The organism is Streptomyces luteolifulvus (assembly GCF_008806595.1).
Classification (GTDB): domain Bacteria; phylum Actinomycetota; class Actinomycetes; order Streptomycetales; family Streptomycetaceae; genus Streptomyces; species Streptomyces luteolifulvus.
Genome location: NZ_VZRB01000027.1, coordinates 49,260 through 74,459 on the forward strand (window position 1 = coordinate 49,260; position 25,200 = coordinate 74,459).

At 71.1% G+C, this 25,200-nt stretch carries 23 protein-coding genes; 18 read left to right on the top strand and 5 right to left on the bottom strand.

Going from position 1 to position 25,200, the window contains the following annotated elements:
- Nucleotides 1-49 precede the first annotated feature (49 nt).
- The 5 genes from F7R91_RS30575 (at nt 50) to F7R91_RS30595 (ending at nt 2,723) form a co-directional block, all read left to right on the top strand.
- Nucleotides 50-394: a Tat pathway signal sequence domain protein gene (locus F7R91_RS30575; protein ID WP_150954121.1), complete on the top strand. Its 345-nt coding sequence runs from the start codon at nt 50-52 to the stop codon at nt 392-394.
- Entirely contained in the window at nt 391-1,002 is a 612-nt protein-coding gene (locus F7R91_RS30580; RefSeq protein ID WP_150954123.1) for a class F sortase, read from the top strand. The genes F7R91_RS30575 and F7R91_RS30580 overlap by 4 nt, the downstream gene beginning before the upstream one ends.
- Nucleotides 1,003-1,109: 107 nt before the next feature.
- The gene (locus F7R91_RS30585) at nt 1,110-1,601 is read left to right on the top strand and encodes an RNA polymerase sigma factor (RefSeq protein WP_150954126.1); all 492 of its coding nucleotides are present in this window, start codon (nt 1,110-1,112) and stop codon (nt 1,599-1,601) included.
- The gene (locus tag F7R91_RS30590; protein ID WP_150954129.1) at nt 1,585-2,064 is read left to right on the top strand and encodes a hypothetical protein; all 480 of its coding nucleotides are present in this window, start codon (nt 1,585-1,587) and stop codon (nt 2,062-2,064) included. Before F7R91_RS30585 ends, F7R91_RS30590 begins: the two co-directional genes overlap by 17 nt.
- A gap of 131 nt (nt 2,065-2,195) precedes the next feature.
- Nucleotides 2,196-2,723 carry a hypothetical protein gene (locus F7R91_RS30595; RefSeq protein WP_150954132.1) on the top strand — a complete coding sequence of 176 codons (528 nt, stop codon included), beginning with the start codon at nt 2,196-2,198 and terminating at the stop codon, nt 2,721-2,723.
- A 78-nt stretch (nt 2,724-2,801) separates the two neighbouring features.
- On the opposite strand, the gene F7R91_RS30600 is transcribed toward F7R91_RS30595, so the two are convergent.
- A complete protein-coding gene (locus F7R91_RS30600) occupies nt 2,802-3,497 on the bottom strand; it encodes a glycerophosphodiester phosphodiesterase (protein ID WP_150954315.1) in 696 nt (231 codons plus the stop codon).
- 71 nt (nt 3,498-3,568) lie between these two features.
- A complete protein-coding gene (locus tag F7R91_RS30605; RefSeq protein WP_150954135.1) occupies nt 3,569-4,684 on the bottom strand; it encodes an adenosine deaminase in 1,116 nt (371 codons plus the stop codon).
- 155 nt (nt 4,685-4,839) lie between these two features.
- Here F7R91_RS30605 and F7R91_RS43080 point away from each other — a divergent pair, with 155 nt between their 5' ends.
- Nucleotides 4,840-5,679 (top strand): DUF4190 domain-containing protein, encoded by an 840-nt coding sequence (locus F7R91_RS43080; protein WP_225320867.1) that lies wholly within the window; start codon nt 4,840-4,842, stop codon nt 5,677-5,679.
- A 42-nt stretch (nt 5,680-5,721) separates the two neighbouring features.
- Here the strand turns inward: F7R91_RS43080 and F7R91_RS30615 are convergent, their stop codons facing one another.
- Complete coding sequence (locus F7R91_RS30615; RefSeq protein ID WP_150954138.1) at nt 5,722-6,297, bottom strand: NADAR family protein; 576 nt, start codon at nt 6,295-6,297, stop codon at nt 5,722-5,724.
- 210 nt (nt 6,298-6,507) lie between these two features.
- Here F7R91_RS30615 and F7R91_RS30620 point away from each other — a divergent pair, with 210 nt between their 5' ends.
- From F7R91_RS30620 to F7R91_RS30655, 8 genes are all read left to right on the top strand, one after another.
- Nucleotides 6,508-8,031, top strand: coding sequence for a gamma-aminobutyraldehyde dehydrogenase (locus tag F7R91_RS30620; RefSeq protein WP_150954141.1), 1,524 nt, complete (start codon nt 6,508-6,510; stop codon nt 8,029-8,031).
- Nucleotides 8,032-8,137: 106 nt separating this feature from the next.
- Complete coding sequence (locus F7R91_RS30625; RefSeq protein ID WP_150954144.1) at nt 8,138-9,385, top strand: polyamine ABC transporter substrate-binding protein; 1,248 nt, start codon at nt 8,138-8,140, stop codon at nt 9,383-9,385.
- A complete protein-coding gene (locus F7R91_RS30630; RefSeq protein WP_150954147.1) occupies nt 9,382-10,563 on the top strand; it encodes an ABC transporter ATP-binding protein in 1,182 nt (393 codons plus the stop codon). The genes F7R91_RS30625 and F7R91_RS30630 overlap by 4 nt, the downstream gene beginning before the upstream one ends.
- Entirely contained in the window at nt 10,563-11,492 is a 930-nt protein-coding gene (locus tag F7R91_RS30635; protein ID WP_150954150.1) for an ABC transporter permease, read from the top strand. Before F7R91_RS30630 ends, F7R91_RS30635 begins: the two co-directional genes overlap by 1 nt.
- On the top strand, nt 11,493-12,293 hold the full coding sequence (locus F7R91_RS30640) for an ABC transporter permease (protein WP_150954154.1): 801 nt from the start codon (nt 11,493-11,495) through the stop codon (nt 12,291-12,293).
- 29 nt (nt 12,294-12,322) lie between these two features.
- Entirely contained in the window at nt 12,323-13,741 is a 1,419-nt protein-coding gene (locus F7R91_RS30645) for an NAD(P)/FAD-dependent oxidoreductase (RefSeq protein ID WP_150954157.1), read from the top strand.
- 110 nt (nt 13,742-13,851) lie between these two features.
- Nucleotides 13,852-14,307: a hypothetical protein gene (locus F7R91_RS30650; RefSeq protein ID WP_150954159.1), complete on the top strand. Its 456-nt coding sequence runs from the start codon at nt 13,852-13,854 to the stop codon at nt 14,305-14,307.
- Nucleotides 14,308-14,448: 141 nt separating this feature from the next.
- The gene (locus F7R91_RS30655) at nt 14,449-16,242 is read left to right on the top strand and encodes a chitinase (protein ID WP_191971696.1); all 1,794 of its coding nucleotides are present in this window, start codon (nt 14,449-14,451) and stop codon (nt 16,240-16,242) included.
- On the opposite strand, the gene F7R91_RS30660 is transcribed toward F7R91_RS30655, so the two are convergent.
- Both F7R91_RS30660 and gabT read right to left on the bottom strand, forming a co-directional pair.
- Nucleotides 16,181-16,786, bottom strand: coding sequence for a phosphatase PAP2 family protein (locus tag F7R91_RS30660; protein ID WP_150954162.1), 606 nt, complete (start codon nt 16,784-16,786; stop codon nt 16,181-16,183). The genes F7R91_RS30655 and F7R91_RS30660 overlap by 62 nt on opposite strands.
- Before the next feature lie 391 nt (nt 16,787-17,177).
- Nucleotides 17,178-18,512 carry a 4-aminobutyrate--2-oxoglutarate transaminase gene (gene gabT / locus F7R91_RS30665; protein ID WP_150954165.1) on the bottom strand — a complete coding sequence of 445 codons (1,335 nt, stop codon included), beginning with the start codon at nt 18,510-18,512 and terminating at the stop codon, nt 17,178-17,180.
- A gap of 237 nt (nt 18,513-18,749) precedes the next feature.
- On the opposite strand from gabT, the gene F7R91_RS30670 reads away from it, so the two are divergent.
- The 4 genes from F7R91_RS30670 to F7R91_RS30685 all read left to right on the top strand — a co-directional run bounded on the left by F7R91_RS30670 (nt 18,750) and on the right by F7R91_RS30685 (nt 25,130).
- Nucleotides 18,750-20,876, top strand: coding sequence for an ATP-binding protein (locus F7R91_RS30670; RefSeq protein ID WP_150954168.1), 2,127 nt, complete (start codon nt 18,750-18,752; stop codon nt 20,874-20,876).
- 136 nt (nt 20,877-21,012) lie between these two features.
- Nucleotides 21,013-22,653, top strand: a complete 1,641-nt coding sequence (locus F7R91_RS30675) for a PucR family transcriptional regulator (protein WP_150954170.1) — start codon at nt 21,013-21,015, stop codon at nt 22,651-22,653.
- A gap of 275 nt (nt 22,654-22,928) precedes the next feature.
- Nucleotides 22,929-24,374: an aldehyde dehydrogenase family protein gene (locus tag F7R91_RS30680; RefSeq protein WP_150954173.1), complete on the top strand. Its 1,446-nt coding sequence runs from the start codon at nt 22,929-22,931 to the stop codon at nt 24,372-24,374.
- Nucleotides 24,375-24,548: 174 nt separating this feature from the next.
- The gene (locus tag F7R91_RS30685; RefSeq protein WP_150954176.1) at nt 24,549-25,130 is read left to right on the top strand and encodes a chorismate mutase; all 582 of its coding nucleotides are present in this window, start codon (nt 24,549-24,551) and stop codon (nt 25,128-25,130) included.
- Nucleotides 25,131-25,200: the final 70 nt, after the last annotated feature.

Consider the following 25,200-nt stretch of genomic DNA (forward strand, 5'->3'; position numbering starts at 1 on the left):
CCGGCCCGCCCCGACAGCGGGCGGGCCGGCCGACGAAGGAGAGCGATTCATGCGCCGAACTGTTCTGAGCGCCACGGCACTTGCGTGCGCCGCCGTGCTGGCGGGCACGGTGCCCGCGTTCGCCGACGGGGCGAGCCCGGTCCCCAGCCCCCGGGAGAGCGTCACCGCTTCACCCGCCCCGGCCGAGTCCACCGCCCCGAGCGCCGAGCCGACCCGGGCGCCCGCCGAGGGCCAGGTGTCGGTCGTACCGAGGGAGGCGCCCGACACCGGTGTGGCACCGGCGCAGGACGGCTCCGGAGCGCAGACGGGGCTGATCGGCGGGGCCGCCGCCGCGGTGTTCGCCGCCGGTGGAGCCGTGTTTCTCGTACGTCGCCGGCGGGCGACCGGGGCGTGAACCCGCCCTCCAGGCGGGCATTCGTCACCGCGGCGACGGCGTCGCTGCTCGTGAGCTGCGCCGGCCACCGGGCGGACCCGGAGACGGGATCCGGCCCCCGCAGCACGCCGACGCGGTCGCGCACTCCCGTGAACGCGGCTCGTGCCGTGGGGCGTTCGGTCCCGGTCGGGCTGCGGATACCGGTCCTTGGGGTCGACACCCCCGTCATCCGGCTGGGGCTGGCCCCCGACGGCAGCATGGAGGTGCCTCCGGTCACGGCGCACGACCGCGCGGGCTGGTACCGCCACTCGCCGACGCCGGGCCAGGTCGGCCCGTCGGTGATCGTCGGTCATGTCACGGTCGGCGCCTACGGGGACGGAGTCTTCCGTCACCTCGCCCGGCTGCGGCGGGGCGAGCGGATCGTGGCGCGTCTGGCGGAGGGGGCGGCGCCGGAGTTCGCCGTGACCGCCGTACGGACGGTTCCGAAGGCGGACTTCCCGGCCGACGAGGTCTACGGGGACGTGGACCGTCCGGAGTTGCGGCTCATCACCTGCGGCGGCCCCCGTACCGGTGACGGCTACCCCGACAACGTGATCGTCTTCGCCGCGCTGTCCTCCGCGGGCCCCTGACCCGCCGTCCACCCTCACCCCGGGCCGCGGAACCCATGCCGCCGGCCCGGGGTCTTCCCCCACGAGCTCCCACGAGCTCCCACGAGCCCCCACGAGCATGGAGAGTGTTGAAACGGTCCCGCGAGAAGGCCGCGTCCGAACTGTTCGCCGCCCTCTACCCGCGCCTCGCCGGCTGGTGCCGCCGTCTTGTCGACGACGACGAGACGGCCCATGAGATCGCCTCGGAGGCGTTCACCCGGCTCTGGGCCCGCTGGACGGCCGTCGCGGAGCCGCGCGGCTTCCTGTACGTCACCGCGGCCAACCTCGTCCGTGACCACTGGCGCAAGCTCGAACGGGAACGCAGTGCCGTGCGCCGCGCCACCACCGAGGCCGCCGTACGCCCGCCGCCCGAACAGGCCGATCCGTCGGTACGTCTGCTCGTGCAGGCCCTGCCGGAACGGCTGCGCGTCCCGATCCTGCTGCACTACTACGCTGACATGCCGGTCAGAGAGGTGTCCGTGCTGACCGGGCGCAAGGAAGGAACCGTCAAGGCCGACCTCCACGCGGCCCGCGAACTGCTCCGCGCCCACCTGAGGAGAAGTCTTGATCACACACTCTGACGAGGGTCCGGACTTCGACCCCGACGACCCCCTCGCCGTCATCCTGCGGCCCGCCTCCGACTACCTCGGACCGCCCGTCGGCCGCTACGAGGCGATCCGCCGCCGTGCGTCGCGCCGCCGGCTGCTGCGCACCGCGGCGGGAGCGGGCGTGGCCTGCGCGGTCGCGGCATGCATCATGCTGCCGCTGCGCCTGGCGGCACCCGACGCACCCGTGTCCCCGGCGGTTCCCCTGGCCCCGCCGCCCGCGAGCACCCCCTCGGCCCCGCCGGCTTCCCCGGAGCCGGTCCGCCCCCGGCCCACGGAGCGGACCGCAACCCCGAGCCCCGCCACCTCGGAGAGCCCGACCCGCCGTCCGTCGCCATCCCGGACCTCGACTCCGGCCGAGACCCCGACGGCACCGCCCACGGTCTCGGACGAGCCGCCCAGGGTCTTTGACGAGCCGTCCGCCGTGCGGGAGCCGTGACGTCGCAGGTCGCCGGTGCCCTGCAGGACAGCCCCTCCGGAGTGACATGAGCCCGAAGGGCCGGCGCGCCGGGCCACGTTGGGGCGCGGCCCGGTTTTGAACGTGTTCAATTAACGGCGTACGCTCGGGGCATGAGCGACAGAGCCGCCCTTCTCAAGGGCATCCGCGCATGGCTGGCCCTCTTCGTCGTCTGCCTGGTGCTCAGCGGCGCCACGGCCTTCCCGCTGGTGCACGAACTGCGCTGGACCGAGGACCTGCTCCGGGCCCTGTCCGTCCCGGAGCATCTGCCCGGCCTCATGGACTGGATCGAGCACGTCCGGCGCGGCCTCGACGCCACCGACGCCGCATACCCCTTCGTGCTCTACGGCACCGACTGGCTGGCCTTCGCGCACCTCGTCATCGCCGTCGCCTTCTACGGCCCCTACCGCGACCCCGTCCGCAACATCTGGGTCGTCGAGTTCGGGATGATCGCCTGCGCCGGGATCATCCCGCTCGCGCTGATCTGCGGGCCGATCCGCGAGATCCCCTTCTGGTGGAGCGTGATCGACATGTCGTTCGGGGTGTTCGGGGTGATCCCGCTGTACGTCGTACGGAAGAAGATCAAGCGGTTGGCGAGGATGACCCCGGACCCGGTACCGGCCACGGCCACGGCCACGTGAAGGATCAAGAGGGGGCGCACAAACCGTTGTCCCGGAAGCCTCCGGATGCCGGCGCCCCAGCGGTCCCTTGCGCTGCTGCTAGGCGCGGTCGCGCAGCGCGCACAGGGTGCCGATGCGGTTCGTGGTGATCGAGTCGACGCCGGCGTCGAGGAGTCGGCGCATGGAGCGGCGGGTGTCGGGGGTCCAGACGGAGAGCAGATAGCCGTCGCGGTGGACCCGGGCGGCGAGCCCCGGGTCCACCAGGCCGAAGCGGTAGTTGAGCCAGCGCGGACGCACCGCGTCCAGCAGCGCGGGCCGCGGCGGCGCCAGCGTCGTCCAGGTCAGCGCTATCTCGGCGGCCGGGGCGGCGGCGCGTACGGCGAGCATGGCCGGGGCGCCCGCGCAGTAGTACACACGGTCCTCGGCCCCGCACTCGCGCACCGTGTCCACCACCCGGCGCACCGCCCGCGCGTCCGGCGTCCCCGGGAGGTCGAGCAGCACCCGGCCCCCGTGGGTCGCGGTCAGTGCCTGCGCCAGGGTCGGCACGCCGCCGTCCGTCAGCCCGCGCACCTCGTCCGCCGACAGCGAGCGCAGCGGCCGGTCCAGCTCCCACAGCCGCTTCAGCGTCTCGTCGTGCAGCAGCACGGGCACGCCGTCACGGGTGAGCCGTACGTCGATCTCGACCGCGTCCGCGCCCTGCCGGAGCGCGGACCGCAGCGAGTCGAGCGTGTTCTCGCGGAAACGGTAGGGGTCGCCGCGGTGGGCCACGGCCGTCAGGTTCTTCTCGCGGTCCATCGTCCGGCGGTCCATCGTCTCGCGGTCCGTCGTCTCGGCGTGCATCGTCTCGGGGTGCCTCGTCGTGGCCATCACGGGGCGAGCCAGGCCGCGGTGTACGTGTCGATCTCGTTCCTGATGCGGGCCTTGCCGTCCTCGTCGAGGAAGGACGCCTCGACCGCGTTCTTGGCCAGGTCCGCCAGGCCCCGCTCGTCGAGGTCGAGGAGCCGGGCGGCCACCGCGTACTCGTTGTTGAGGTCGGTGCCGAACATCGGCGGGTCGTCGGAGTTGATGGTCACCAGGACCCCGGCCCGCACGAACTCGTTGATCGGGTGCTCGTCGAGCGTGGGGACCGCGCGCGTGGCGATATTGGAGGTCGGGCAGACCTCCAGCGCGATGCGGTGCTCGGCGAGGTGCGCGAGCAGCTCGGGGTCCTGCGCGGAACTCGTGCCGTGACCGATGCGCTCGGCGCGCAGGTCGACCAGCGCGTCCCACACGGTCTGCGGCCCGGTGGTCTCGCCCGCGTGCGGCACCGACCGCAGGCCGGCGGCGATCGCCCGGTCGAAGTACGGCCTGAACTGCGGCCGGGGTACGCCGACCTCCGGCCCGCCGAGACCGAAGGAGACCAGCCCCTCCGGACGCAGCCGGTCGTCGGTGGCCAGCCGCGTGGTCTCCTCGGCCGACTCCAGACCGGCCTCGCCCGGGATGTCGAAGCACCAGCGCAGTACGGTCCCGAACTCGGCCTCGGCCGCCTTGCGGGCGTCCTCGATCGCGTCCATGAAGGCACGCTCGTCGATGCCGCGCCGGGTCGAGGAGAACGGGGTGATGGTCAGCTCGGCGTAGCGCACCTGCTGCCGGGCCATGTCCCGGGCCACCTCGTAGGTCAGCAGCCGTACGTCCTCCGGCGTGCGGATCAGGTCCACGACGGACAGGTACACGTCGATGAAGTGGGCGAAGTCGGTGAAGGTGAAGTAGTCGGCCAGGGCCTCGGGATCGCTGGGCACCTTGGAGTCGGGGTGGCGTGCGGCCAGCTCGGAGACGATCCGGGGGGAGGCGGAGCCGACGTGGTGCACATGCAGTTCGGCCTTGGGCAGCGACGCGATGAAGGCGTGCAGGTCGCGCGGTACGCGAGCGTCGACGAGGTGGTCGGTCAAGGTTCCTCCCCGGGAACGGCGTCCGGGCCCGGAATGCGGCGGGACGCGGGTGATCGGCTGATCGATGACTCGGGGATCATCGTAGGCCGAGGCTTCGCGGGCCGTGCTCGGCCCTCACCTCGGCCGATCAGGAGCCGCCGCTCCTCTGCGACATGGCCCGCCGGACAGGCCCTAGCATGACGGGACGTTCAACAGAGGGGATCCCGCGCATGTCCGACGACGCGCAGACGCCGCCCAGGGTGCCGCTGAGCAAGCCGGACCAGGCCGGCGGCGGGGCCGCGCCGGTGCCGCAGCCCTGGGCGCCGCCGGTGAACGACGGCTCCGTGGGACCAGGGGCGACCATCGCCGACACGGCTTCACCGACTCCGCACACCCCCTCCGTGCACGACCAGCAGACGGTCACCTCGCTCCCCGGCGTGGACGGCTCGCCGGCTCCCCGGCCGTGGGCATCCCCGTTCACCCCTCTCGCCCCCTCGGCACCGGCGAACGGCTCGGCCGGCAATCCCTTCGCCCCGCCCGCTCCTTCCGCACCGGCGAACGGCTCCGCCGGCAACCCGTTCGTCCCGCCCGCCCCCTCCGCGCCCGTGGGCGGCCCGGCCGGTCCCTTCGCGCCCCCCGTCGGCCCGTCCTACGCCCAGGGTGAGCCGGTGCCCCCGCCGCCGATCTCCCCGGACGGCCCCGGCCAGGTGCCCTACGGCTATCCGGGCGGCTACGGCTACCCCTCCCAGCCCTCCTACGGCGGCGGAGCCCACGGTCCGCAGTCCCAGGGCGCCGGGGCGTACTACGGCTGGCCCGGTATGACGCCCGTGCCGAGCAACGGGCTGGGCACGGCCGGTCTCGTGATCGGCATCATCTCGGCCGTCGTCTTCTGCCTGTGGCCGATCGCGATCCTGCTGGGCATCATGGCCGTGGTCTTCGGCATGATCGGCCGCGGCAAGGCCCACCGCGGTGAGGCGACCAACCCGGGTCAGGCGCTCGCCGGAATCATCTGCGGAGCGGCGGGTATCGTCCTCGGCCTGGTGATGATCGCGTTCTTGATAGCGACCTGACACGGTGCGGGCCACGGCGGGGGCACCCGCAGACCGGCCCCGTCAGACAGCCCCCTCCCGCAGTGTCGTCCGCGCCTCCATCAGCGCGAACCCCAGCAGATTCGGCCCCCGCCACCGCTCCGGGTCTGTCGCCCTCTCGTCGTCCGCGGCCAGACCGATGCCCCATACCCGGTCCACGGGGCTCGCCTCCACCAGCACCCGCTCACCCGTGCCGAGCAGAAACGCCCGCAGCGCGGGATCGGAGGCGAACTTCCGTACATTGCCCTCGGCGACGATCCCGAACCGCTCGCGCTCCCATATCGCCTCGTCGAAGCCCCGCACAAGCCGCCCGGCCTTCTTCGCCTCGGCGGGATGCTCCGCGGCCAGCACCCGCCGCTCCGCCTCCGCGTCCTCGAAAAGCCGCGCCTTGGCCGCCATCATCCAGTGCTCGGCCGTCGCATAGGTGACCGAGCCGACCGCGAACGGCGACGGCCACCACTGACTCAGACAGCTCGCGCCGACACTGCCGTCCGGCCGCGGCCGGTGTCCCCAGAAGTACAGGTATTTGATCCTCGCCCCCGCGCGGACCTCCCTGACCAGGGCATCCCGTGAATCGATCTTCCCCGTGATCCTTTCCATGCATGCGAGTCTGGCAGCCACCACTGACACTCCGTCCCCCCTTTTCGACGCCGACTCGACACCTGGTCGACAGATTCCGTCGCGTAACCAAAAGGCAACAACGGAATCACTTGTTGGATGCCCTCTCCTCTGTCAGGATCGGCACTCAAATCGAGCTGGAGCTACGCCATCCGTCTCCGGGAACGCGGGACGACGGCGGAGGAGAGCGACATGCAGAACCCGGACCGATTTCCGGCCCAGGAACGATTCGCGGACGGCGCGCAGTACATCGCGGGCCGCCTGACCAAGGGCACCTCCGGTCGCACACACACGGTCGTCGACCCGGCCACCGGCGAGGCCGTCCTCAGCTATGAGCTGGCCGGCACCGACGACGTGGACTCCGCCGTCGCCGCCGCCCGCGAGGCCTTCCCGGGCTGGGCCGCCGCCACCCCCGGCGAACGCTCGGACGCCCTGCACCGCTTCGCGGCCGTGCTCGCCGAGCGTGCCGAGGACTTCGCCCGCGCCGAGTCACTCCAGTGCGGCAAGCCGCTGAAGCTGACCCGCGAGTTCGATGTTCCCGGCACCATCGACAACACCGCCTTCTTCGCCGGTGCCGCCCGGCATCTGCAGGGGCAGTCGGCGGGCGAGTACTCCGGCGACCACACCTCGTACGTCCGCCGCGAGCCCATCGGTGTCGTCGGCTCCATCGCGCCCTGGAACTACCCCCTCCAGATGGCCGCCTGGAAGATCCTCCCGGCGATCGCAGCGGGCAACACCATCGTGCTCAAGCCCGCCGAGCTCACCCCGCTGACCTCGCTGATGTTCGCCCGGGCCGCGACGGACGCCGGTATCCCGGACGGGGTGATCAACATCGTCACCGGCACCGGCAGGGAGGCCGGCGAGCACCTCGTCGGGCACCCCGATGTGGTCATGACCTCCTTCACCGGCTCCACCGCCGTCGGAAAGCGTGTCGCCGAGATCGCCACCGCCACCGTCAAGCGGCTCCACCTGGAACTGGGCGGCAAGGCGCCCTTCGTGGTCTTCGACGACGCCGATCTGGAGGCGGCGGTCAACGGCGCGGTCGCGGGCGCGCTCATCAACACCGGCCAGGACTGCACGGCCGCCACGCGCGCGTATGTGCAGCGGCCCCTCTACGAGGCGTTCGTCGAGAAGACGGCGGCCCTCATGGAAACCGTCCGTCTCGGCGACCCGTTCGCGACGGGCACCGACCTCGGTCCCCTGATCTCGCACGTCCAGCGTGACCGCGTGGCCGGTTTCGTCGACCGGGCGCGTGGCTACGCGCGCGTGGTCACGGGCGGTGAGGCGCCCCAGGGCGACCTCAAGAGCGGTGCGTACTACCGTCCCACCCTGATCGCGGACGCTGCTCAGGACAGCGAGGTCGTACAGTCAGAAGTCTTCGGACCGGTTCTGGTCGTGCTGCCGTACGACAGCGACGACGAGGGCATCCGGCTGGCCAACGACACCCCGTACGGCCTCGCCGCCTCCGCCTGGACCCGTGACGTCTACCGGGCGAACCGCGCGACCCGCGAGATCAAGGCGGGCTGCGTGTGGGTCAACGACCACATTCCGATCATCAGCGAGATGCCGCACGGCGGATACAAGGCATCCGGCTTCGGCAAGGACATGTCCTCGTATTCGTTCGAGGAATACACACAGATCAAGCACGTAATGTTCGACAACACCGAGGTGGCCGAGAAGGACTGGCACCGCACGATCTTCGGGGACCGGACGTAGCCGCCACCCGGCGGTAGCCGGACATCGGCCTCAGGCAGCTACGCCCGGCGGTGCACAGACCGCCAGAATCCCGGCCACCTCATCCCTCCCGAAAGGGCACAAGCGCATGGAGCAGTACGAGCCCGACCGCCTGTCCCCGGCCCAAGTGGCCGCCATGCGGCGCAGCTTCCGCAACGGCAGGGCTTCCCTCACCCGCCGTTCGCTGCTGCGCGCCTCCGCAGGCGGCGCGCTTGCGGCCGGCGGACTGGGCGCCCTGAGCGCCTGCGGCATTCCCGCGGCGGGCAACACCGAGGGCGGCGTCTCCGCGGACGACCGCTCGGCGCAGGAGAAGAGCGTCAACTTCTCCAACTGGACCGAGTACATGGACGTCGACGAGAGCGAGCGGCACCACCCCACGCTCGACCAGTTCACCCGGCGGACCGGCATCAAGGTCAAGTACACCGAGGACATCAACGACAACGTCGAGTTCTTCGGCAAGATCAAGCCGCAGCTGGCGGCGGGCCAGGACACCGGCCGCGACATCATCGTCCTCACCGACTGGCTCGCGGCCCGGCTGATCCGTCTGGGCTGGGTGCAGAAGCTGGACCCGTCCAACCTGCCGCACGCCTACGCCAACCTGTCCGCGCAGTTCCGTGACCCCGACTGGGACCCGGGCCGCGCCTACTCGTACGTCTGGCAGGGCATCTCCACGGTCATCGCCTACAACAAGAAGGCGCTCGACGGTGTCGAGGTGAAGTCGGTGTCCGACCTGCTCGACAACGCCAAGCTCAAGGGGCGCGTCGGCTTCCTGTCGGAGATGCGGGACAGCATGGGCATGACGCTGCTCGACATGGGCAAGGACCCGGCGAACTTCACCGCCGACGACTACGACGCGGCGATCGCCCGGATCCAGAAGGCCGTCGACAAGGGCCAGATCCGCCGGTTCACCGGCAACGACTACACCTCCGACCTGACCAGCGGCGACTTCGCCGCCTGCATAGCCTGGGCCGGTGACGTCGTGCAGCTCAAGGCGGACAGCCCGGACATCGACTTCCTGATCCCGGACAGCGGGTACATGACGTCGACCGACAACATGCTGATCCCCAACAAGGCCCGTCACAAGACGAATGCCGAGCGGCTCATCGACTTCTACTACGAGCCGAGGCCGGCCGCCGAGCTCGCCGCGTACATCAACTACGTCTGTCCGGTCGACGGGGTGAAGACCGAACTGGAGAAGATCGACAAGGATGCGGCGAACAACCCGCTGATCATCCCCGACAAGGCCATGGCCGCCAAGTCGCACGCCTTCCGCTCACTGAGCTCGAAGGAAGAGACGGCCTTTGAAGAGAAGTTCGCGAAGCTGACTGGGGCGTGATCACCGTGACGAACAAGACCGACCACGGCGGCGACGTCCGCCTCACCGGAATCAGCAAGACCTACGGCTCCTTCACCGCCGTACACCCGCTGGACCTGACCGTGCCGCAGGGCTCCTTCTTCGCGCTGCTCGGAGCGTCCGGCTGCGGCAAGACGACCACCCTGCGCATGATCGCGGGCCTGGAGGAACCCTCCTCCGGCACCGTCTTCCTCGGCGACCAGGAGGTGACCCATCTGCCGCCGTACAAGCGGCCCGTGAACACGGTATTCCAGTCGTACGCCCTCTTCCCGCACCTCGACATCTTCGAGAACGTCGCCTTCGGTCTGCGCCGGCGCGGCATCAAGTCGGTGAAGAAGCAGGTCGAGGACATGCTCGACCTGGTGCAGCTCGGCGAGCAGGCCCGTAAGAAACCCCACCAGCTCTCCGGCGGCCAGCAGCAGCGGGTGGCGGTGGCCCGCGCGCTGATCAACCACCCCAAGGTGCTTCTCCTCGACGAGCCCCTCGGCGCCCTCGACCTCAAACTGCGCCGCCAGATGCAGCTGGAGCTCAAGCGCATCCAGACCGAGGTCGGCATCACCTTCGTGCATGTCACGCACGACCAGGAGGAGGCCATGACCATGGCCGACACGGTCGCCGTGATGAACGCGGGCCGTGTCGAACAGCTGGGCTCGCCGACCGACCTCTACGAGAACCCGCAGACCACGTTCGTCGCCAACTTCCTCGGCACCTCGAACCTGATCGAGGCCGAGGTCGACTCCAAGACCAACGGCGACATCGTCCTCAAGGCGGGCGGCGCCGGCAAGCTGGTGCTGCCCGAGGCGCGGTGTTCCGCCCCGACGACGACCGGCGGCAGGGTGCTGGTGGGCGTCCGCCCGGAGAAGATCTCCCTCACCCACGCCGACGAGGCGGGTGAGATACCCGAGGGCCGCAACCGGATCACCGGCAGGATCGCCGACTCCAGCTTCATCGGCGTCTCCACGCAGTACGTCATCGACAGCCCCGTCTGTCCCGAGTTCGAGGTCTACGCCCAGAACATCGACCGCGACGCCCGGCTCGTGCCCGGCGCCGAGGTCGTCCTGCACTGGAACCCGGCGCACACCTTCGGGCTGGACGCGGCCCAGTCCCTGCTTGCTGGGACAGTGGACTCCGCCGGCATCGACGAACAGGCGGCGGTGTGATGGCGACCCTCACCGAGGCGCCACCGCCTCTGACCCCGACCGCTCCCGAGGAGACGCCGCCGCGCAAACGCGGCCGGCTGGTGCCGTACTGGCTGCTGCTGCCCGGCATCCTGTGGCTGCTGATCTTCTTCGCGCTGCCGATGATCTACCAGGCCTCCACGTCCGTGCAGACGGGCTCCCTGGAGGAGGGCTACAAGGTCACCTGGCACCTCAGCACCTACTGGGACGCGTTGTCCGAGTACTACCCGCAGTTCCTGCGCTCGGTGCTCTACGCGGGCTCGGCGACCGTGCTGTGTCTGATCCTCGGCTATCCGCTCGCGTATCTGATCGCGTTCCGCGCCGGCCGCTGGCGCAACCTGATCATGATCCTGGTGATCGCACCGTTCTTCACCAGCTTCCTGATCCGCACGCTCGCCTGGAAGACGATCCTCGCGGACGGCGGCCCGGTCGTCGGCGCCCTCAACACGCTGCACGTCCTGGACGTCACCAGCTGGCTCGGCATGACCTCCGGCGACCGTGTCCTCGCCACACCGCTCGCGGTGGTGTGCGGTCTGACGTACAACTTCCTGCCGTTCATGGTCCTGCCGCTCTACACCTCGCTGGAGCGCATCGACGTACGGCTCCACGAGGCGGCGGGCGACCTGTACGCCAAGCCGGTCACGACGTTCCGCAGGGTCACCTTCCCGCTGTCGATGCCGGGCGTGGTCTCCGGCACGCTGCTGACCTTCATCCCGGCGGCCGGCGACTACGTCAACGCGGACCTGCTCGGCTCCACGGACACCCGCATGGTCGGCAACGTCATCCAGACGCAGTTCCTGCGCATTCTGGACTACCCGACGGCCGCGGCGCTCTCGTTCATCCTGATGGCCGCGATCCTCATTATGGTCACGCTCTACATCCGCAAGTCCGGCACGGAGGATCTGGTTTAAATGGCCTTCGTCAACTGGCTCAAGCGCAATCTCGTCGTCATCGCGGGACTGGTGACACTCGGATATCTGCTCCTGCCGAACGTCGTGGTGACGGTGTTCTCCTTCAATCAGCCGAAGGGGCGCTTCAACTACGAATGGCAGCAGTTCTCCACGGCCGCCTGGCAGGACCCGTGTGGCGTCGCCGACATGTGCGGCTCGCTGTCGGTCAGCCTTCAGATCGCCCTCTGGGCGACGGTCGGCGCCACCCTCCTCGGCACGATGATCGCCTTCGCGCTGGTCCGCTACCGCTTCCGCGCGCGGGGCGCCGTGAACTCGCTGATCTTCATGCCGATGGCGATGCCCGAGGTCGTGATGGCGGCCTCGCTGCTCACCTTGTTCCTCAACATGGGCGCTCAGCTCGGCTTCTGGACGATCCTCATCGCCCACATCATGTTCTGCCTCAGCTTCGTCGTGACGGCCGTGAAGGCGCGCGTCATGTCGATGGACCCGAGGCTGGAACAGGCCGCTCAGGACCTGTACGCCGGACCGCTCCAGACCTTCCTCCGGGTCACCCTGCCCATCGCGGCACCGGGAATCGCCGCGGGTGCGTTGCTCGCCTTCGCGCTCTCCTTCGACGATTTCATCATCACCAACTTCAACGCGGGCTCGACGGTCACCTTCCCCATGTTCGTGTGGGGATCGGCGCAGCGCGGTACGCCCGTTCAGATCAATGTCATCGGTACGGCCATGTTCCTCGTCGCCGTTCTGCTCGTCCTGGCCTCGATGGTCGTCAGCAATCGCCGTAACCGGCAGAAGGCATAACCGCAAGCATCCTGTGGGGAGTTGAAATCATGGCCCCAAGCGCCATGAACCGTTGGACAACGTCTCTTTCCGAAGCCCGGCCGGTCCCGTACTGGCTGGAAGACCCCGGCAAGCCCCACCCCGAGCCCGCGCTCACCGGCGCCGAGACCTGTGACCTGCTGGTCGTCGGCGGCGGCTACAGCGGACTGTGGACCGCACTCAACGCCAAGGAGCGCGATCCGCAGCGGGACGTGGTGCTGCTCGAAGGCCGCGAGGCGGGCTGGGCCGCCTCGGGCCGCAACGGCGGCTTCTGCGCCGCCTCCCTCACCCACGGCCTGCCCAACGGCCTGACCCGGTGGCCGGACGAGATCCGCAAGCTGGAGGAACTGGGCGCGCGCAATCTCGACGAGATCGAGAAGGCGGTCGCCCGGCACTCCCTGGACTGCGACTTCGAGCGCACCGGCGAGATCGACGTCGCCACCGAACCCCATCAGGCCGGGGAACTGCGCGACTGGTACGCCGAGATGGAGCGCCAGGGCCTCGCCGACGGCACCGAGTTCCTGGACCGGGAGGCGGTCCGGGAGCAGGTCGACTCACCGACATTCCTGGCCGGGCTGTACGACCGCCGGGGCGTGGCCATGCTGCACCCCGCCAAACTCGCCTGGGGCCTCAAGCGCGCCTGCCTCGGCCTCGGCGTCCGCATCTACGAGCACACGCCCGCCCTCAGCCTGAAGCCGTACGGTGCCGGGATGGCCGTACGCACCCCGTACGGCCAGGTCCGCGCACGCCGGGTGGCGCTCGGCACGAACATCTTCCCGAACCTGGTCAAGCGGGTCCGCGCCTACACGGTCCCGGTCTACGACTACGCGCTGATGACCGAGCCGCTGACCGCCGGCCAACTGGCGTCCGTCGGCTGGCGGAACCGCCAGGGACTCGGGGACTCGGCGAACCAGTTCCACTACTTCCGGCTGTCCGCCGACAACCGGATCCTGTGGGGCGGCTACGACGCCATCTATCCGTACGGCGGCCGGGTGCGCGCCGAGTACGACGACCGCCCGGAGACGTACGCCAAGCTCGCCGGACACTTCTTCACCTGCTTCCCGCAGTTGGAGGGCGTCCGCTTCACCCACGCCTGGGGCGGTGCGATCGACACCTGCTCGCGCTTCTCGGCGTTCTTCGGCACCGCGCACCACGGCATGGTCGCGTACGCGGCCGGCTACACGGGTCTCGGCGTGGGCGCGACCCGGTTCGGCGCCGATGTGATGCTGGATCTGCTGGCGGGGAAGCGCACGGAGCGCACCGAGCTGGAGATGGTCCGCAAGAAGCCGCTGCCCTTCCCGCCGGAGCCCTTCGCATGGACCGGCATCGCCCTCACCAAGTGGTCGCTGGCCCGCGCCGACACGCACGGCGGCCGCCGCAACCTGTGGCTGCGGACGATGGACAAGCTGGGGCTCGGCTTCGACAGCTGAGCGTGTTCCGGTTCACTCCAACGGGGTGCCGGAACACGCGTAATGCCTGGCAGGAGACCTCCCTCTCCCGTGACGCGACACGCGTTCACGACGAAGCAGGGGGGCTCATCATGACTGGGGCGAAAAGGGCGGTCGAGTGGCTGGCATCGGTGGCAGCGGACCCGGAGAGCTGCCGCCGTGAGTGGGAGCGCAACCCCCGCGGGATCTCGCTGCTGCCCGCCGGCAAGGCCTGGGACGTGCTGATCCTGCCCGGTCGGCTCGGGTACCCCACGCTCGACGTCCTCACCCGCGTCCTCGACCGGCCCGGCCCGGTGCTGGTCGACTTCGGCGACGCGCGGACGGGCTTCTTCGTGCCGCCGGGCACGGCGGCCCACTGGCTCGGCACCGGCATCCGTACGGCGGGCCCCGGCACCTGGATCGTCGTGCCGTACCCGGGGCGTTCGTGCGGTGGCATCCGCTGGCTGGTCCCGCCGGACGGCTCGGGCACCCTCACCGATCCGGCTCTCCTCGAACTCGCCATGCACGAGGCGGCGGCGGATCTGGCGACGGATGGCAGCAGTTGGTGACCAACGGACTCTGACGTCTCCGGACGTCTCAGGACGTCTCCGAATGTCTCCGAATGTCTCCCGAGGCCCTTGACAACCTAATTGGTCTGGACCAAATTGAGCGGGCTCCACCCTCCAATTCCCCCACTCCCGGAGGCACTTGTGGATCGCACCAGATCCGTTCTCGCCGCGCTCACGGCCACGCTGCTGGCCGCATCCGGCATCACCGCGCTCTCGTCGGCCGCCCGCGCGGCCGACGCCGACCTGGCCCGCAACGGCGGCTTCGAGGCGGGCCTCGACGGCTGGACCTGCTCGGCCGGAGTCACCGTCGCTTCACCGGTGCGGAGTGGAAGTTCGGCGCTCCAGGCGACCCCGGCCGGCAGCGACAACGCCCGGTGCGCCCAGACGGTGACCGTGAAGCCGGACTCCCAGTACACGCTGTCCGGCTACGTCCGCGGCTCCTACGTCTATCTCGGCGCGAGCGGCACCGGCACCACCGACGTGTCCGCCTGGACCCAGTCCGCCCCGGCCTGGCAGCAGCTGACGACCACCTTCCGCACCGGCCCGTCCACCACCAGGGTCACGATCTACACCCACGGCTGGTACGGCACCGGCGCCTACTACGCAGACGACATCTCGCTGACCGGCCCCGGCGTGGACGCGGGTCAGCCGCCCGCGGCCCCGACCGGCCTCAAGGCCGGCACCGTCACCTCGTCCAGCGTCGACCTGTCCTGGTCGGCGGTCGCCGGAGCGACGCGCTACGCCGTCTACCGCGACGGCGCCAAGGTCCAGACGGTGAGCGGGACGTCGGCGACCGTCACCGGACTCGCGCCGTCGACGGCGTACGCCTTCCAGGCCACCGCCCTGAACGACGCCGGCGAGTCCGCGAAGTCCGCCACGGTGACCGCGACCACCTCGGCGGGCTCCGGCGGCTCGGCCGACCTGCCCGCCCACGCCCTCGTCGGCTACCTCCACGCGAGTTTCGCCAACGGCTCCGGCTATACGCGCCTCGCCGACGTTCCCGACAGCTGGGACGTCATCGACCTGGCCTTCGGCGAGCCGACGTCGGTGACCTCCGGCGACATCCGCTTCAACCGCTGCCCGGTCACCGAGTGCGCGAACGTCGAGAGCGACGCCGACTTCAAGGCGGCGATCAGGGCGAAGCAGGCGGCCGGCAAGAAGGTGCTGATCTCCATCGGCGGCCAGAACGGGCAGGTGCAGCTGGCCACGACGGCGGCCCGCGACACCTTCGTCTCCTCCGTCTCGAAGATCATCGACCAGTACGGCCTCGACGGACTGGACATCGACTTCGAGGGCCACTCGCTCTCCCTGAACGCCGACGACACGGACTTCAAGAACCCGAAGACGCCGGTGATCGTCAACCTGATCTCGGCCCTGAAGACCCTGAAGGCCAAGTACGGCTCGAAGTTCGTGCTCACGATGGCGCCGGAGACCTTCTTCGTCCAGCTCGGGTACCAGTACTACGGCACCGGCAAGTGGGGCGGCCAGGACCCGCGCGCGGGAGCGTATCTGCCTGTCATCCACGCGATGCGCGACGACCTCACGCTGCTGCACGTCCAGGACTACAACTCGGGTCCCATCATGGGCCTCGACAACCAGTACCACTCGATGGGCGGTGCCGATTTCCACATCGCGATGACCGACATGCTGCTGACCGGCTTCCCGGTCGCGGGCGACGCGAACAACGTCTTCCCGCCGCTGCGCCCCGACCAGGTGGCGATCGGCATGCCGGCCTCCACCAACGCGGGCAACGGCTACGTCAGCCCGTCCGAGGTCACCAAGACCCTGGACTGTCTGACGAAGAAGACGAACTGCGGCTCGTACGCCACCCATGGCATCTGGCCCGCCCTGCGCGGTCTGATGACGTGGTCGGTCAACTGGGACCGTTACGGGGGCTGGGAGTTCCAGCGGACGTTCGACGGCTACTTCGGCTGAGGGCGATCGCGAGCCCCGTCAGCAGCACCGCACCGAGGCACCAACTGGCCAGCACGTCCAGGGGCCAGTGGTAGCCGCGCCGCACCAAACCGAAGCCGACAGCCGTGTTGACGGCGACGCAGGCGGCGAGAAGCACGAGACGGGTGTACGCGCCACACAGCCAGGGAAGGAGGAGCAACGCCGCGGAGCCATAGGCGACGGCGGCGGTCGCGGTGTGGCCGGAGGGATAGAAGCCGGTGTTGCTGGGAGGGTTGACCGGCGGGCCCGGACGGTCGGTCAGTTCCTTGAGCGGAACGATCAGCGCCGGGAGAAGGGCCATGAGAACGGCCGCCGCGACCGCCGGCAGCCACCAGCGGTCCCTGCCGGCGCGGCGGGCCCGCCAGGCGACGTACACCAGCACGACCGCGAGGACCGGCACCGCGACCTGGACACTGCCGAGATCGGCGAGGAGTTCGGAGGCGTGGTCCGGGTGGACCAGAGCGCGGCTGAGGCGCTTGTCCGCCCGTATGAGGGCACCGTCGGCGACGACCTGCCAGGTGATCACCGCGAAGAGGGAGGCCGGGAGGCCGAGAAGGAGGAAGAGGAGGAAGGAGGTCGGCCGCCCCGGAACAGGGGGGGGTAGTTCCGAGGCGGCCGTCCTGATCGGATGGCCGGCCGCCCCGGGGGGTTTGGGGCGGGCGACTGTCCGATCGGTGAGGAGATCCGGAGCCAGAAGCCCCGTTTGTGTGCGCGAGGGCACGACCAGACCGTAGCTGGGGAGGCCCCGGCCTGTTGTCGCCCACAGTGCCCTGTGAGCGGGGTGTATCTCTCATCTGGAAGAAAACCTACGACAGGGGATGAGGGTGAGACAGGCCAATTCCCGTCCCGCCATGCACCTCGCACACGTTCTTCACACCCTCCGACGCTAGGCCCTTTCAGACGTGCGGGCCACTCGCTCAGATGCGGGTGAACGCCTGCTCGATGATGTCGAGACCCTCGTTCAGCAGGGCCTCGCCGATCACCAGCGGCGGCAGGAAGCGGAGCACGTTGCCGTAGGTGCCACAGGTGAGGACCAGCAGGCCCTCCTGGTGGCAGGCCTTCGCCAGCGCGGCCGTCGCCTCCGGGTTCGGCTCCTTGGTGGCGCGGTCCTTGACCAGCTCGATGGCGATCATCGCGCCCCGGCCCCGGACGTCACCGATGATGTCGAACTTCTCGGCCATTGCGGTGAGGCGGGCCTTCATGACCGACTCGATGGTCTTCGCCCTGGCGTTGAGGTCGAGCTCCTTCATCGTCTCGATCGAGCCGAGCGCACCGGCGCAGGCGACCGGGTTGCCGCCGTAGGTACCGCCCAGGCCGCCGGCGTGCGCGGCGTCCATGATCTCGGCGCGGCCGGTGACGGCAGCGAGCGGGAGACCGCCGGCGATGCCCTTCGCGGTGGTGATCAGGTCGGGGACGATGCCCTCGTCCTCGCAGGCGAACCACTGGCCCGTACGGCAGAAGCCGGACTGGATCTCGTCCGCGACGAACACGATGCCGTTGTCCGCGGCGAACTGGCGGATCGCCGGCAGGAAGCCCTTGGCCGGCTCGATGAAGCCGCCCTCACCGAGCACCGGCTCGATGATGATCGCGGCCACGTTGTCCGGGCCGACCTGCTTGGTGATCTGATCGATGGCCTGCGCGGCGGCCTCGGGGCCCGCGTTCTCCGGGCCGGTCGGCCAGCGGTAGCCGTAGGCCACCGGCACCCGGTAGACCTCGGGCGCGAACGGGCCGAAGCCGTGCTTGTACGGCATGTTCTTCGCGGTCAGCGCCATCGTGAGGTTGGTACGGCCGTGGTAGCCGTGGTCGAAGACGACGACCGCCTGGCGCTTGGTGTGGGCGCGGGCGATCTTGACCGCGTTCTCGACCGCCTCGGCGCCCGAGTTGAACAGCGCGCTCTTCTTGGCGTGGTCGCCCGGGGTCAGCTCGGCGAGCGCCTCGGCGACCTCCACGTACCCCTCGTACGGCGTGACCATGAAACAGGTGTGGGTGAAGTCGGCGAGCTGCGCCGAGGCCCGGCGTACGACGGCCTCGGCGGACGCGCCCACCGAGGTGACCGCGATACCGGAACCGAAGTCGATGAGACGGTTGCCGTCGACGTCCTCGATGATGCCGCCGCCCGCGCGCGCGGTGAACACGGGCAGCACGGAGCCCACGCCCTGCGCCACCGCGGCGACACGGCGGGCCTGCAGCTCCTGCGACTTCGGGCCGGGGATGGCGGTGACGACGCGGCGCTCCTGCGGAAGTGCGGTCATGAGGGGCTCCTGGGGGTCTTGCGGACACATCTCTTCTTTTCTCGCAGGCTAGGACGGGGAAGGAGGGGTGGGCATGCTCCATGTGGGCGTTTTCGGCGTGCCCGGTTGTCCGCCTTGGACATAGAGGAGTACGGCCCGGTCACCCCGGGCCCGGCCGCGTAACGGTGAACTCCCCTTGCGGGGGCGTTAGATTGACCGCTGATGGTGGACGGAACGGCTGGTCAGGGGGCAAGGGCGATGGACAGCGACGGGACGCAGGAGGCGCGGGGCACGCACGCGAACCCGGTGCCGCGCCCGGCAGGGCCTCCAGAGGTGCCTGCCGCGCCACCACGGCCGGCTCGTGCCCCGGGCATGCCGCCGCCTCCGGACGGTTCGGCGTTCCTGACCTGGCTGCGCACCCCCCGGCCGGACGCGGCGCCGGGCGTGTGGCGGCTCGGGCACACACCCCGGCCGCAGGAGGAGCCCGAGCTGATCCCGGCGCGGCAGCTGCTCAGCGGGGCGGTGATCGCCTTCCTCGTGGGCTGGCTGGTCTGGTCGCTGCTGTGGAACGGCTACCTCGGCGGCTGGTGGGTCCTGCCCCTCGAACTCTTCACGCCGGACTCCTGGCTCCACAACAACGACCGCGTCGGCAACGCGGTCCTCTGGTACGGCTACTACACGCTGATCGCCCTGGGCATCATGCTCGTCGTCGGCCGCCTCGGCCGCTGGAGCGAGGTCTGGCGCCGCTGGGGCCCGCCCGCCTGGCGCCGGACCGTACCCGCCCCCGAGCGGCCCCCGACGCCGGAACACGACCCTGCCGAGTGGCCCGAGCTGCGCGCCGCCGGTGCCGCCGACGCTGCCGCACGGCTGGCCGGCGAGGCCCGTGCCGGGCTGATGCGAGACGTCGACCACGCCCGGATCGTCCGCGCCTGGCAGGGCGTGCGCAGTGGCCGGCACAGCCTCGCCGCCTTCACCGGCTCGGTGCTCAAGGAGGGCTCCGCCGCCTGTCTGCACCCCTCCGGGGAGCGCGATCTGCCGGCCCGGCTCGCCCGGCACGACCTGGTGACCGGCCAGGTGCGCCTCGGCACCACCGCCGACGACGCCCGCAACCCGTACGCCTACCGTGGCGCCGGCCTCGGTCTCGGACCCGATCTGCTCGGCACCTCGCTGCTCGCCGTCGGACCGGCCGGCTCCGGCAAGACCGGCACCGTGGTGCGGCCGCTTGCCGAGTCGCTGTGCCTGCACGCGCTCGCCGGGCGGGCAGCGGTCGTCGTGGTCGGCGCGGCGGGCGCGGGGCTCGGCCCGGCCGACGCCTACGACGTCGTCGTACGGATCGGCAACCAGGAATCCGTCTACGACCTCGACCTGTACGGCGGGACCACCGACCCCGACGAGGCGGCGGCCGTGCTCGCCGAGGCGCTCGTCGGGGACCTCGCCGAACCGCACCAGGGCGGCGACACCCGCCGGTCCACCAGCGTCCTGGCCCAGCTCCTCGGGCCGTTCAAGGCAGTGCACGGGCGCTTCCCGTCCGTACCCGAGCTGCGGCAGCTGCTCGACGGCGCGCCCGGGGCGCTCACCGCGCTGCGGCAGGCGCTGGAGGGCTCAGGGCAGGAGTCGCTGCTGCGGGAACTGGACGCGCGGGAGCGGCAGATGGGACATCCGGGGGATGTGGGCGGCGTGCTCGCGGATCGTGTCGCGCTGCTCGACCGGCCCGCCTTCGCCGGGTTCTTCGACACCTCGGGGCAGTCCCGGCCCTTCTCGCTCAAGGCGCTCGACCACCCCGTGCGGGTGCGCATCGATCTGCCCGAACGCGGGCACGCCGACGCCTCGCGGATGCTGGCGCGGCTGGTGCTCGCGCAGTTCACGGCGAGCGTCGCGGTGCGGGAGGACCGGTCGCTGTTCGCCTGCCTGGTCCTCGACGACGCCACGGGAGTCGTGACGCCCGAGGCCGTACGGGGGATCCAGCGGCTGCGGTCCGGCAACGCCGGGGTCGTGCTGACCCTGCGCACCCTGGACGACGTACCGCGTCCGCTGCGCGGGCCACTGCTCGGGGCCACCGGATGCCGGATGGCGCTGTCCGGGCTCACACCGTGGGACGGTCAGGACTTCGCCGAGGTGTGGGGCAAGGAGTGGATCGAGGCACGGGACGTCACCGACCGGCAGATCATCGCAGAGACCCCGGCCGGAAAAGCGCTGCACATGGTGCGGCGGGTGATCACCGGGAAGGCGCCGACCGCGCGGGCGGTGACCGTGCGGCAGGTCGAGCGGGAGCGGTGGTCCGCGTCCGAGCTGGCGCATGCGGTGCCGCCGGGGCACGCGGTGCTGTCGCTGACCACGGTGAAGGGGGAGCACGCGCCGCCGCTTCTGGTGGATCTGCGCGGCTGAGCAGGATCTATGGGCATGAGGTCACCGGTCGACCGTACGGTGAGGCAGAATCGGCACAAGCCGTTCATACAACCCGGCCAAAAGATCACAAAGATCGCACAGCCCGAAGCAGACCCGATGCAGACCTGAAGGCCTCATGCCCCCCACGCTCGCGTCGCTCGTTCACCACTCCACGCTGAAGCTGACCGTGCGGGCGGGCGAGGACCGCCTGGACGTGCCCGTCCGCTGGGCGCACGCCAGTGAACTCGCCGACCCCGTGCCGTACATGGAGGGCGGGGAACTGCTGCTGATCACCGCGCTCAAGCTGGACGCCGAGGACCCGGACACGATGCGGCGCTATGTGAAGCGGCTGGTCGGAGCCGGGGTCGTGGGGCTCGGCTTCGCTGTCGGGGTCAACTACGAGGAGATTCCGAAGGCGCTCGTCGACGCGGCGGAGCAGGAAGGGCTGCCGCTCCTCGAAGTGCCGCGCCGCACGCCCTTCCTCGCCATCAGCAAGGCGGTGTCCGCGGAGATCGCGGCCGACCAGTACCGCGCCGTCACGGCCGGTTTCGCCGCCCAGCGCGAGCTGACCAGGCAGGCGCTGACGGACGGTCCCGAGGGACTCCTCGCCGCCCTCGCCTCCCAGGTCGACGGCTGGGCCGCCCTCTACGACGCGTCCGGCACCGTGGTCGCCACGGCACCGGAGTGGGCGGGGCGGCGGGCCGCCCGGCTCACCGCCGACGTGGAGCGGCTGCGGGAGCGGCCCGCGCCCGCCTCCTCGGTGGTGGGCGGGCCCGACGACCCCGACACCGCGGACCGGGTCGAGCTGCACTCCCTCGGCACGGGGCGGCGGCCCCGGGCCGCGCTGGCCGTGGGCACGGCCGCGGCCCTAGGCACCGCCGAGCGGTACGCCGTCCACTCGGCCATCGCCCTGCTGACGCTGACGACGGAACGCTCACGCTCCCTGCACGCGGCCGAGCAGCGGATCGGCGCGGCAGTGCTGCGCATGCTGCTCGCCGGGGAGCCGGACCATGCGCGGGCCGTGGCCGGGGACCTGTACGGGGGTCTGCTGGACGCTCCCTTCCGGGTGATCGTCGCGGAGCCGGCCTCGGCGCCCGCCTCCGCGTCCGCCGCGCCGGCCGTGAGCGAGGCCGAGTCCGGCGGCGACGCGCTCGGCGCTCTCGCCGAGGTCGTCGAGTCCGCCGCCGCCCGCGCCGGGGAGGCGCTGCTGGTGGTGCCCGAGGGCGAGGGGGAGCGGCTCGTGGTGCTGGCCGCGGACGGGGGCGCCGCGGTCGCCGCCTGCGGGGAGTACGCGGCGGCGCTGGAGGCGGCGCGGGCGCCCCTGACGGTGCGCGAACCGGCGGGGGACGAGGACGAGATCGTCGTGGGCCTGTCCGCACCGGCCGGCCCGATCGCCGCCGCGGCCGCGTACAAGCAGGCCGACCAGGCGCTGTCCGTCGCTCGGCGGCGGGGGCGGGTGCTCGTCGAGCACGAGCGGCTCGCGGCCGGCTCCGTGCTGCCGCTGCTCGCGGACGACGCGGTGAAGGCGTTCGCGGACGGGCTGCTGCGGGCGCTGTACGAGCACGACGCGACCGGCCGCGGCGACCTGGTGGCCTCGCTGCGGGCCTGGTTGTCCCGCCACGGCCAGTGGGACGCGGCGGCGGCGGATCTCGGCGTCCACCGCCATACGCTGCGCTACCGAATGCGCAGGGTCGAGGAGATCCTCGGACGCTCTCTGGACGACCCGGACGTCCGGATGGAACTGTGGCTGGCTTTGAAGGCGACGACGGCGGAATGACGGCGGGATAGGGGACCGGGGGCTCCGCCCCAGACCCCCGGGCCCCCAGGCCTATGCCCACTCACCACCCATCTCGGTCGGCCGAGAGGCGGACCCTGCCGGGGGCTTCGCCCCCCAGACCCCGAGACCCCCCAGACCCCCACCCCACCCCGCCAATTCGGCACACTCCCCACCCCACACCACTACGACTCGGACAAGCACCCCTCCGCCAGCCCGCCCCTACCGTGGACCCAGACAGCAATGCGTACCCCGACGCGGAAGGGCCGGATTCCCACATGACTTCCACCCACGCCTTCTGGCTCGCCGGCCGCCAGGCCACCGGCGAGGACACCTTCGACGTCGCCTCCCCCTGGGACGGCCGTCTCGTAGGCCGGGCCGCCGTGCCGACCGACGCCCAGATCGAGGAGGCCGTCGCCGCCGCGTACGCCGTCCGCGAGGACTTCGCGGCCACCCCGGCCCATGTACGTGCCGCCGCCCTCGACCACGTCAGCAGGCGCCTGGCCGAGCGCACCGAGGAGATCGCGCAGCTCATCTCCGCCGAGAACGGCAAGCCGGTCAAGTGGGCCCGCGGCGAGGTCGGCCGCGCCGTCTCCGTGTTCCGGTTCGCCGCCGAGGAGGCCCGCCGCTTCAACGGCGGCGAGGCCCAGCGCCTCGACACCGACCTCGGCGGTCAGGGGCGCCTCGCGCTCACCCGTCGCTTCCCGAAGGGTGTCGTCCTCGGTATCGCGCCCTTCAACTTCCCGCTCAACCTGTGCGCGCACAAGATCGCCCCGGCCATCGCCGCGGGCGCGCCGATCATCCTGAAGCCGGCGCCCGCCACCCCGCTCGCCGGCCTGGTCATCGGCGACCTCCTCGCCGAGACGGACCTCCCGGCCGGCTCCTGGAGCATCCTCCCGGTCCCCAACGACCGCATGCCCGCACTGGTCCAGGACGAGCGTCTGCCGGTCATCTCCTTCACGGGTTCCGAGAAGGTCGGCTACGCGATCATGGACTCGGTGCCGCGCAAGCACTGCACCCTGGAGCTGGGCGGCAACGGCGCGGCCGTCGTGCTCGGCGACTACGCGAGCGACACGGACCTGGACTGGGCCGCCACCCGCATCGCCACGTTCTCCAACTACCAGGGCGGCCAGTCCTGCATCTCGGTGCAGCGTGTGATCGCCGACGCCTCCGTGTACGACCGCCTGCTGCCGCGCATCGTCGCCGCCGTCGAGGCCCAGGTCACCGGTGACCCCTCCGACGACACGACGGACGTCGGCCCGCTGGTCAGCGAGGACGCCGCCAAGCGCGTCGAGGCGTGGGTGCAGGAAGCGGTCGAGGCGGGTGCCGGCCTCCTGACCGGTGGCAAGCGGGACGGCGCCTCGTACGCGCCGACCGTCCTGACCGACGTACCGGCGACCGCCACCCTCTCCTGCGAGGAGGCCTTCGGGCCGGTCCTCACCGTGCAGAAGGTGGACGGCGAGGCCGAGGCCTTCGCGGCCGTCAACGACTCCAAGTACGGCCTCCAGGCGGGCGTGTTCACCCACGACGTCCAGGTCGCCTTCCGCGCGCACCGCGCCCTGGAGGTCGGTGGCGTGATCATCGGCGACGTGCCCTCCTACCGTGCCGACCAGATGCCGTACGGCGGTGCCAAGCAGTCCGGCGTGGGCCGCGAGGGCGTGAAGTTCGCGATGGACGACTACACCTACGAGCGCGTGCTGGTCCTCACCGGGCTCGCCCTCTAGCCGAATCAGGTCGTCCAAGAAGGGGCCCGGCACGGATGCCTTCCGTCCTCGGGCGGCCTGGACTTCCGGACCAACGAGCTGACGGTCAGTAGCAGTTGAGCCACAGGGAGCCGTTCCGGTCATTCACCGGGACGGCTCCGCGCCCGCCGCGCCGCATCGGGTTTCATGACGTCCATGCGTCATGCCACCTCCCACCGTCATGTCCTGGCCGCGGCCGCCCTGACCGCGGCTGCCCTGCTCGCCGCGCCGGGCCCTGCGGCCGCCGCCGCCGCGCCCTCGTCACTGCGCCCCGTCGCCATCCTCTCCGCCGAACGCCTCGCCACCGCCGACCTGGTCGCTGCCGCGAAGTGGGGCACCGACAGCCCCATCGACGACCCCGCCCGGGAGCAGCAGGTTCTCGACTCCGTGGCCGCCCAGGCGGAGCAGATCGGCGCCGATCCGGACGAGGCGCGGCGGATCTTCCGTGACCAGATCGAGGCGAACAAGATCGTCCAGCGTGGGTTGCACCGGTGGTGGACCGTCCATCCGGAGCAGGCGCCGACCACCAAGCCGGACCTGAACGTCGTCCGGCAGAAGATCAACCGCATCAACACCGAGCTCGTCCAGGCCCTGGCCGTCTCCACACCGCAGCGCGCCGCGCCGTCCTGCCGGCCGGAGCTCGCCCTCGCCGTGCTCCAGGTCCACCGCGACACCCACCCGGATCCGCTGCACACGGTCGCGCTCGCGCGCTCTCTCACGTCGGTTTGCGAGAGCTGAGCCCCAGGCACTCGTTAGGCGCAAACTGCTCAGCAACGACAAGTACGTCTCCGGCATCGAGTCCGGCCCG

Bases quoted from the DNA above. Each gene is read 5' to 3' on its own strand.
- F7R91_RS30635 (WP_150954150.1), top strand. From the start codon at position 10,563: ATGGCGACCCTCACCGAGGCGCCACCGCCTCTGACCCCGACCGCTCCC.
- F7R91_RS30675 (WP_150954170.1), top strand. From the start codon at position 21,013: ATGCCCCCCACGCTCGCGTCGCTCGTTCACCACTCCACGCTGAAGCTG.
- F7R91_RS30670 (WP_150954168.1), top strand. From the start codon at position 18,750: ATGGACAGCGACGGGACGCAGGAGGCGCGGGGCACGCACGCGAACCCG.
- F7R91_RS30600 (WP_150954315.1), bottom strand. From the start codon at position 3,497: ATGGACCGCGAGAAGAACCTGACGGCCGTGGCCCACCGCGGCGACCCC.
- F7R91_RS30640 (WP_150954154.1), top strand. From the start codon at position 11,493: ATGGCCTTCGTCAACTGGCTCAAGCGCAATCTCGTCGTCATCGCGGGA.
- F7R91_RS30680 (WP_150954173.1), top strand. From the start codon at position 22,929: ATGACTTCCACCCACGCCTTCTGGCTCGCCGGCCGCCAGGCCACCGGC.
- F7R91_RS30615 (WP_150954138.1), bottom strand. From the start codon at position 6,297: ATGGAAAGGATCACGGGGAAGATCGATTCACGGGATGCCCTGGTCAGG.
- F7R91_RS43080 (WP_225320867.1), top strand. From the start codon at position 4,840: ATGTCCGACGACGCGCAGACGCCGCCCAGGGTGCCGCTGAGCAAGCCG.
- F7R91_RS30595 (WP_150954132.1), top strand. From the start codon at position 2,196: ATGAGCGACAGAGCCGCCCTTCTCAAGGGCATCCGCGCATGGCTGGCC.
- gabT (WP_150954165.1), bottom strand. From the start codon at position 18,512: ATGACCGCACTTCCGCAGGAGCGCCGCGTCGTCACCGCCATCCCCGGC.
- F7R91_RS30650 (WP_150954159.1), top strand. From the start codon at position 13,852: ATGACTGGGGCGAAAAGGGCGGTCGAGTGGCTGGCATCGGTGGCAGCG.
- F7R91_RS30685 (WP_150954176.1), top strand. From the start codon at position 24,549: ATGCGTCATGCCACCTCCCACCGTCATGTCCTGGCCGCGGCCGCCCTG.
- F7R91_RS30645 (WP_150954157.1), top strand. From the start codon at position 12,323: ATGGCCCCAAGCGCCATGAACCGTTGGACAACGTCTCTTTCCGAAGCC.
- F7R91_RS30625 (WP_150954144.1), top strand. From the start codon at position 8,138: ATGGAGCAGTACGAGCCCGACCGCCTGTCCCCGGCCCAAGTGGCCGCC.
- F7R91_RS30620 (WP_150954141.1), top strand. From the start codon at position 6,508: ATGCAGAACCCGGACCGATTTCCGGCCCAGGAACGATTCGCGGACGGC.
- F7R91_RS30575 (WP_150954121.1), top strand. From the start codon at position 50: ATGCGCCGAACTGTTCTGAGCGCCACGGCACTTGCGTGCGCCGCCGTG.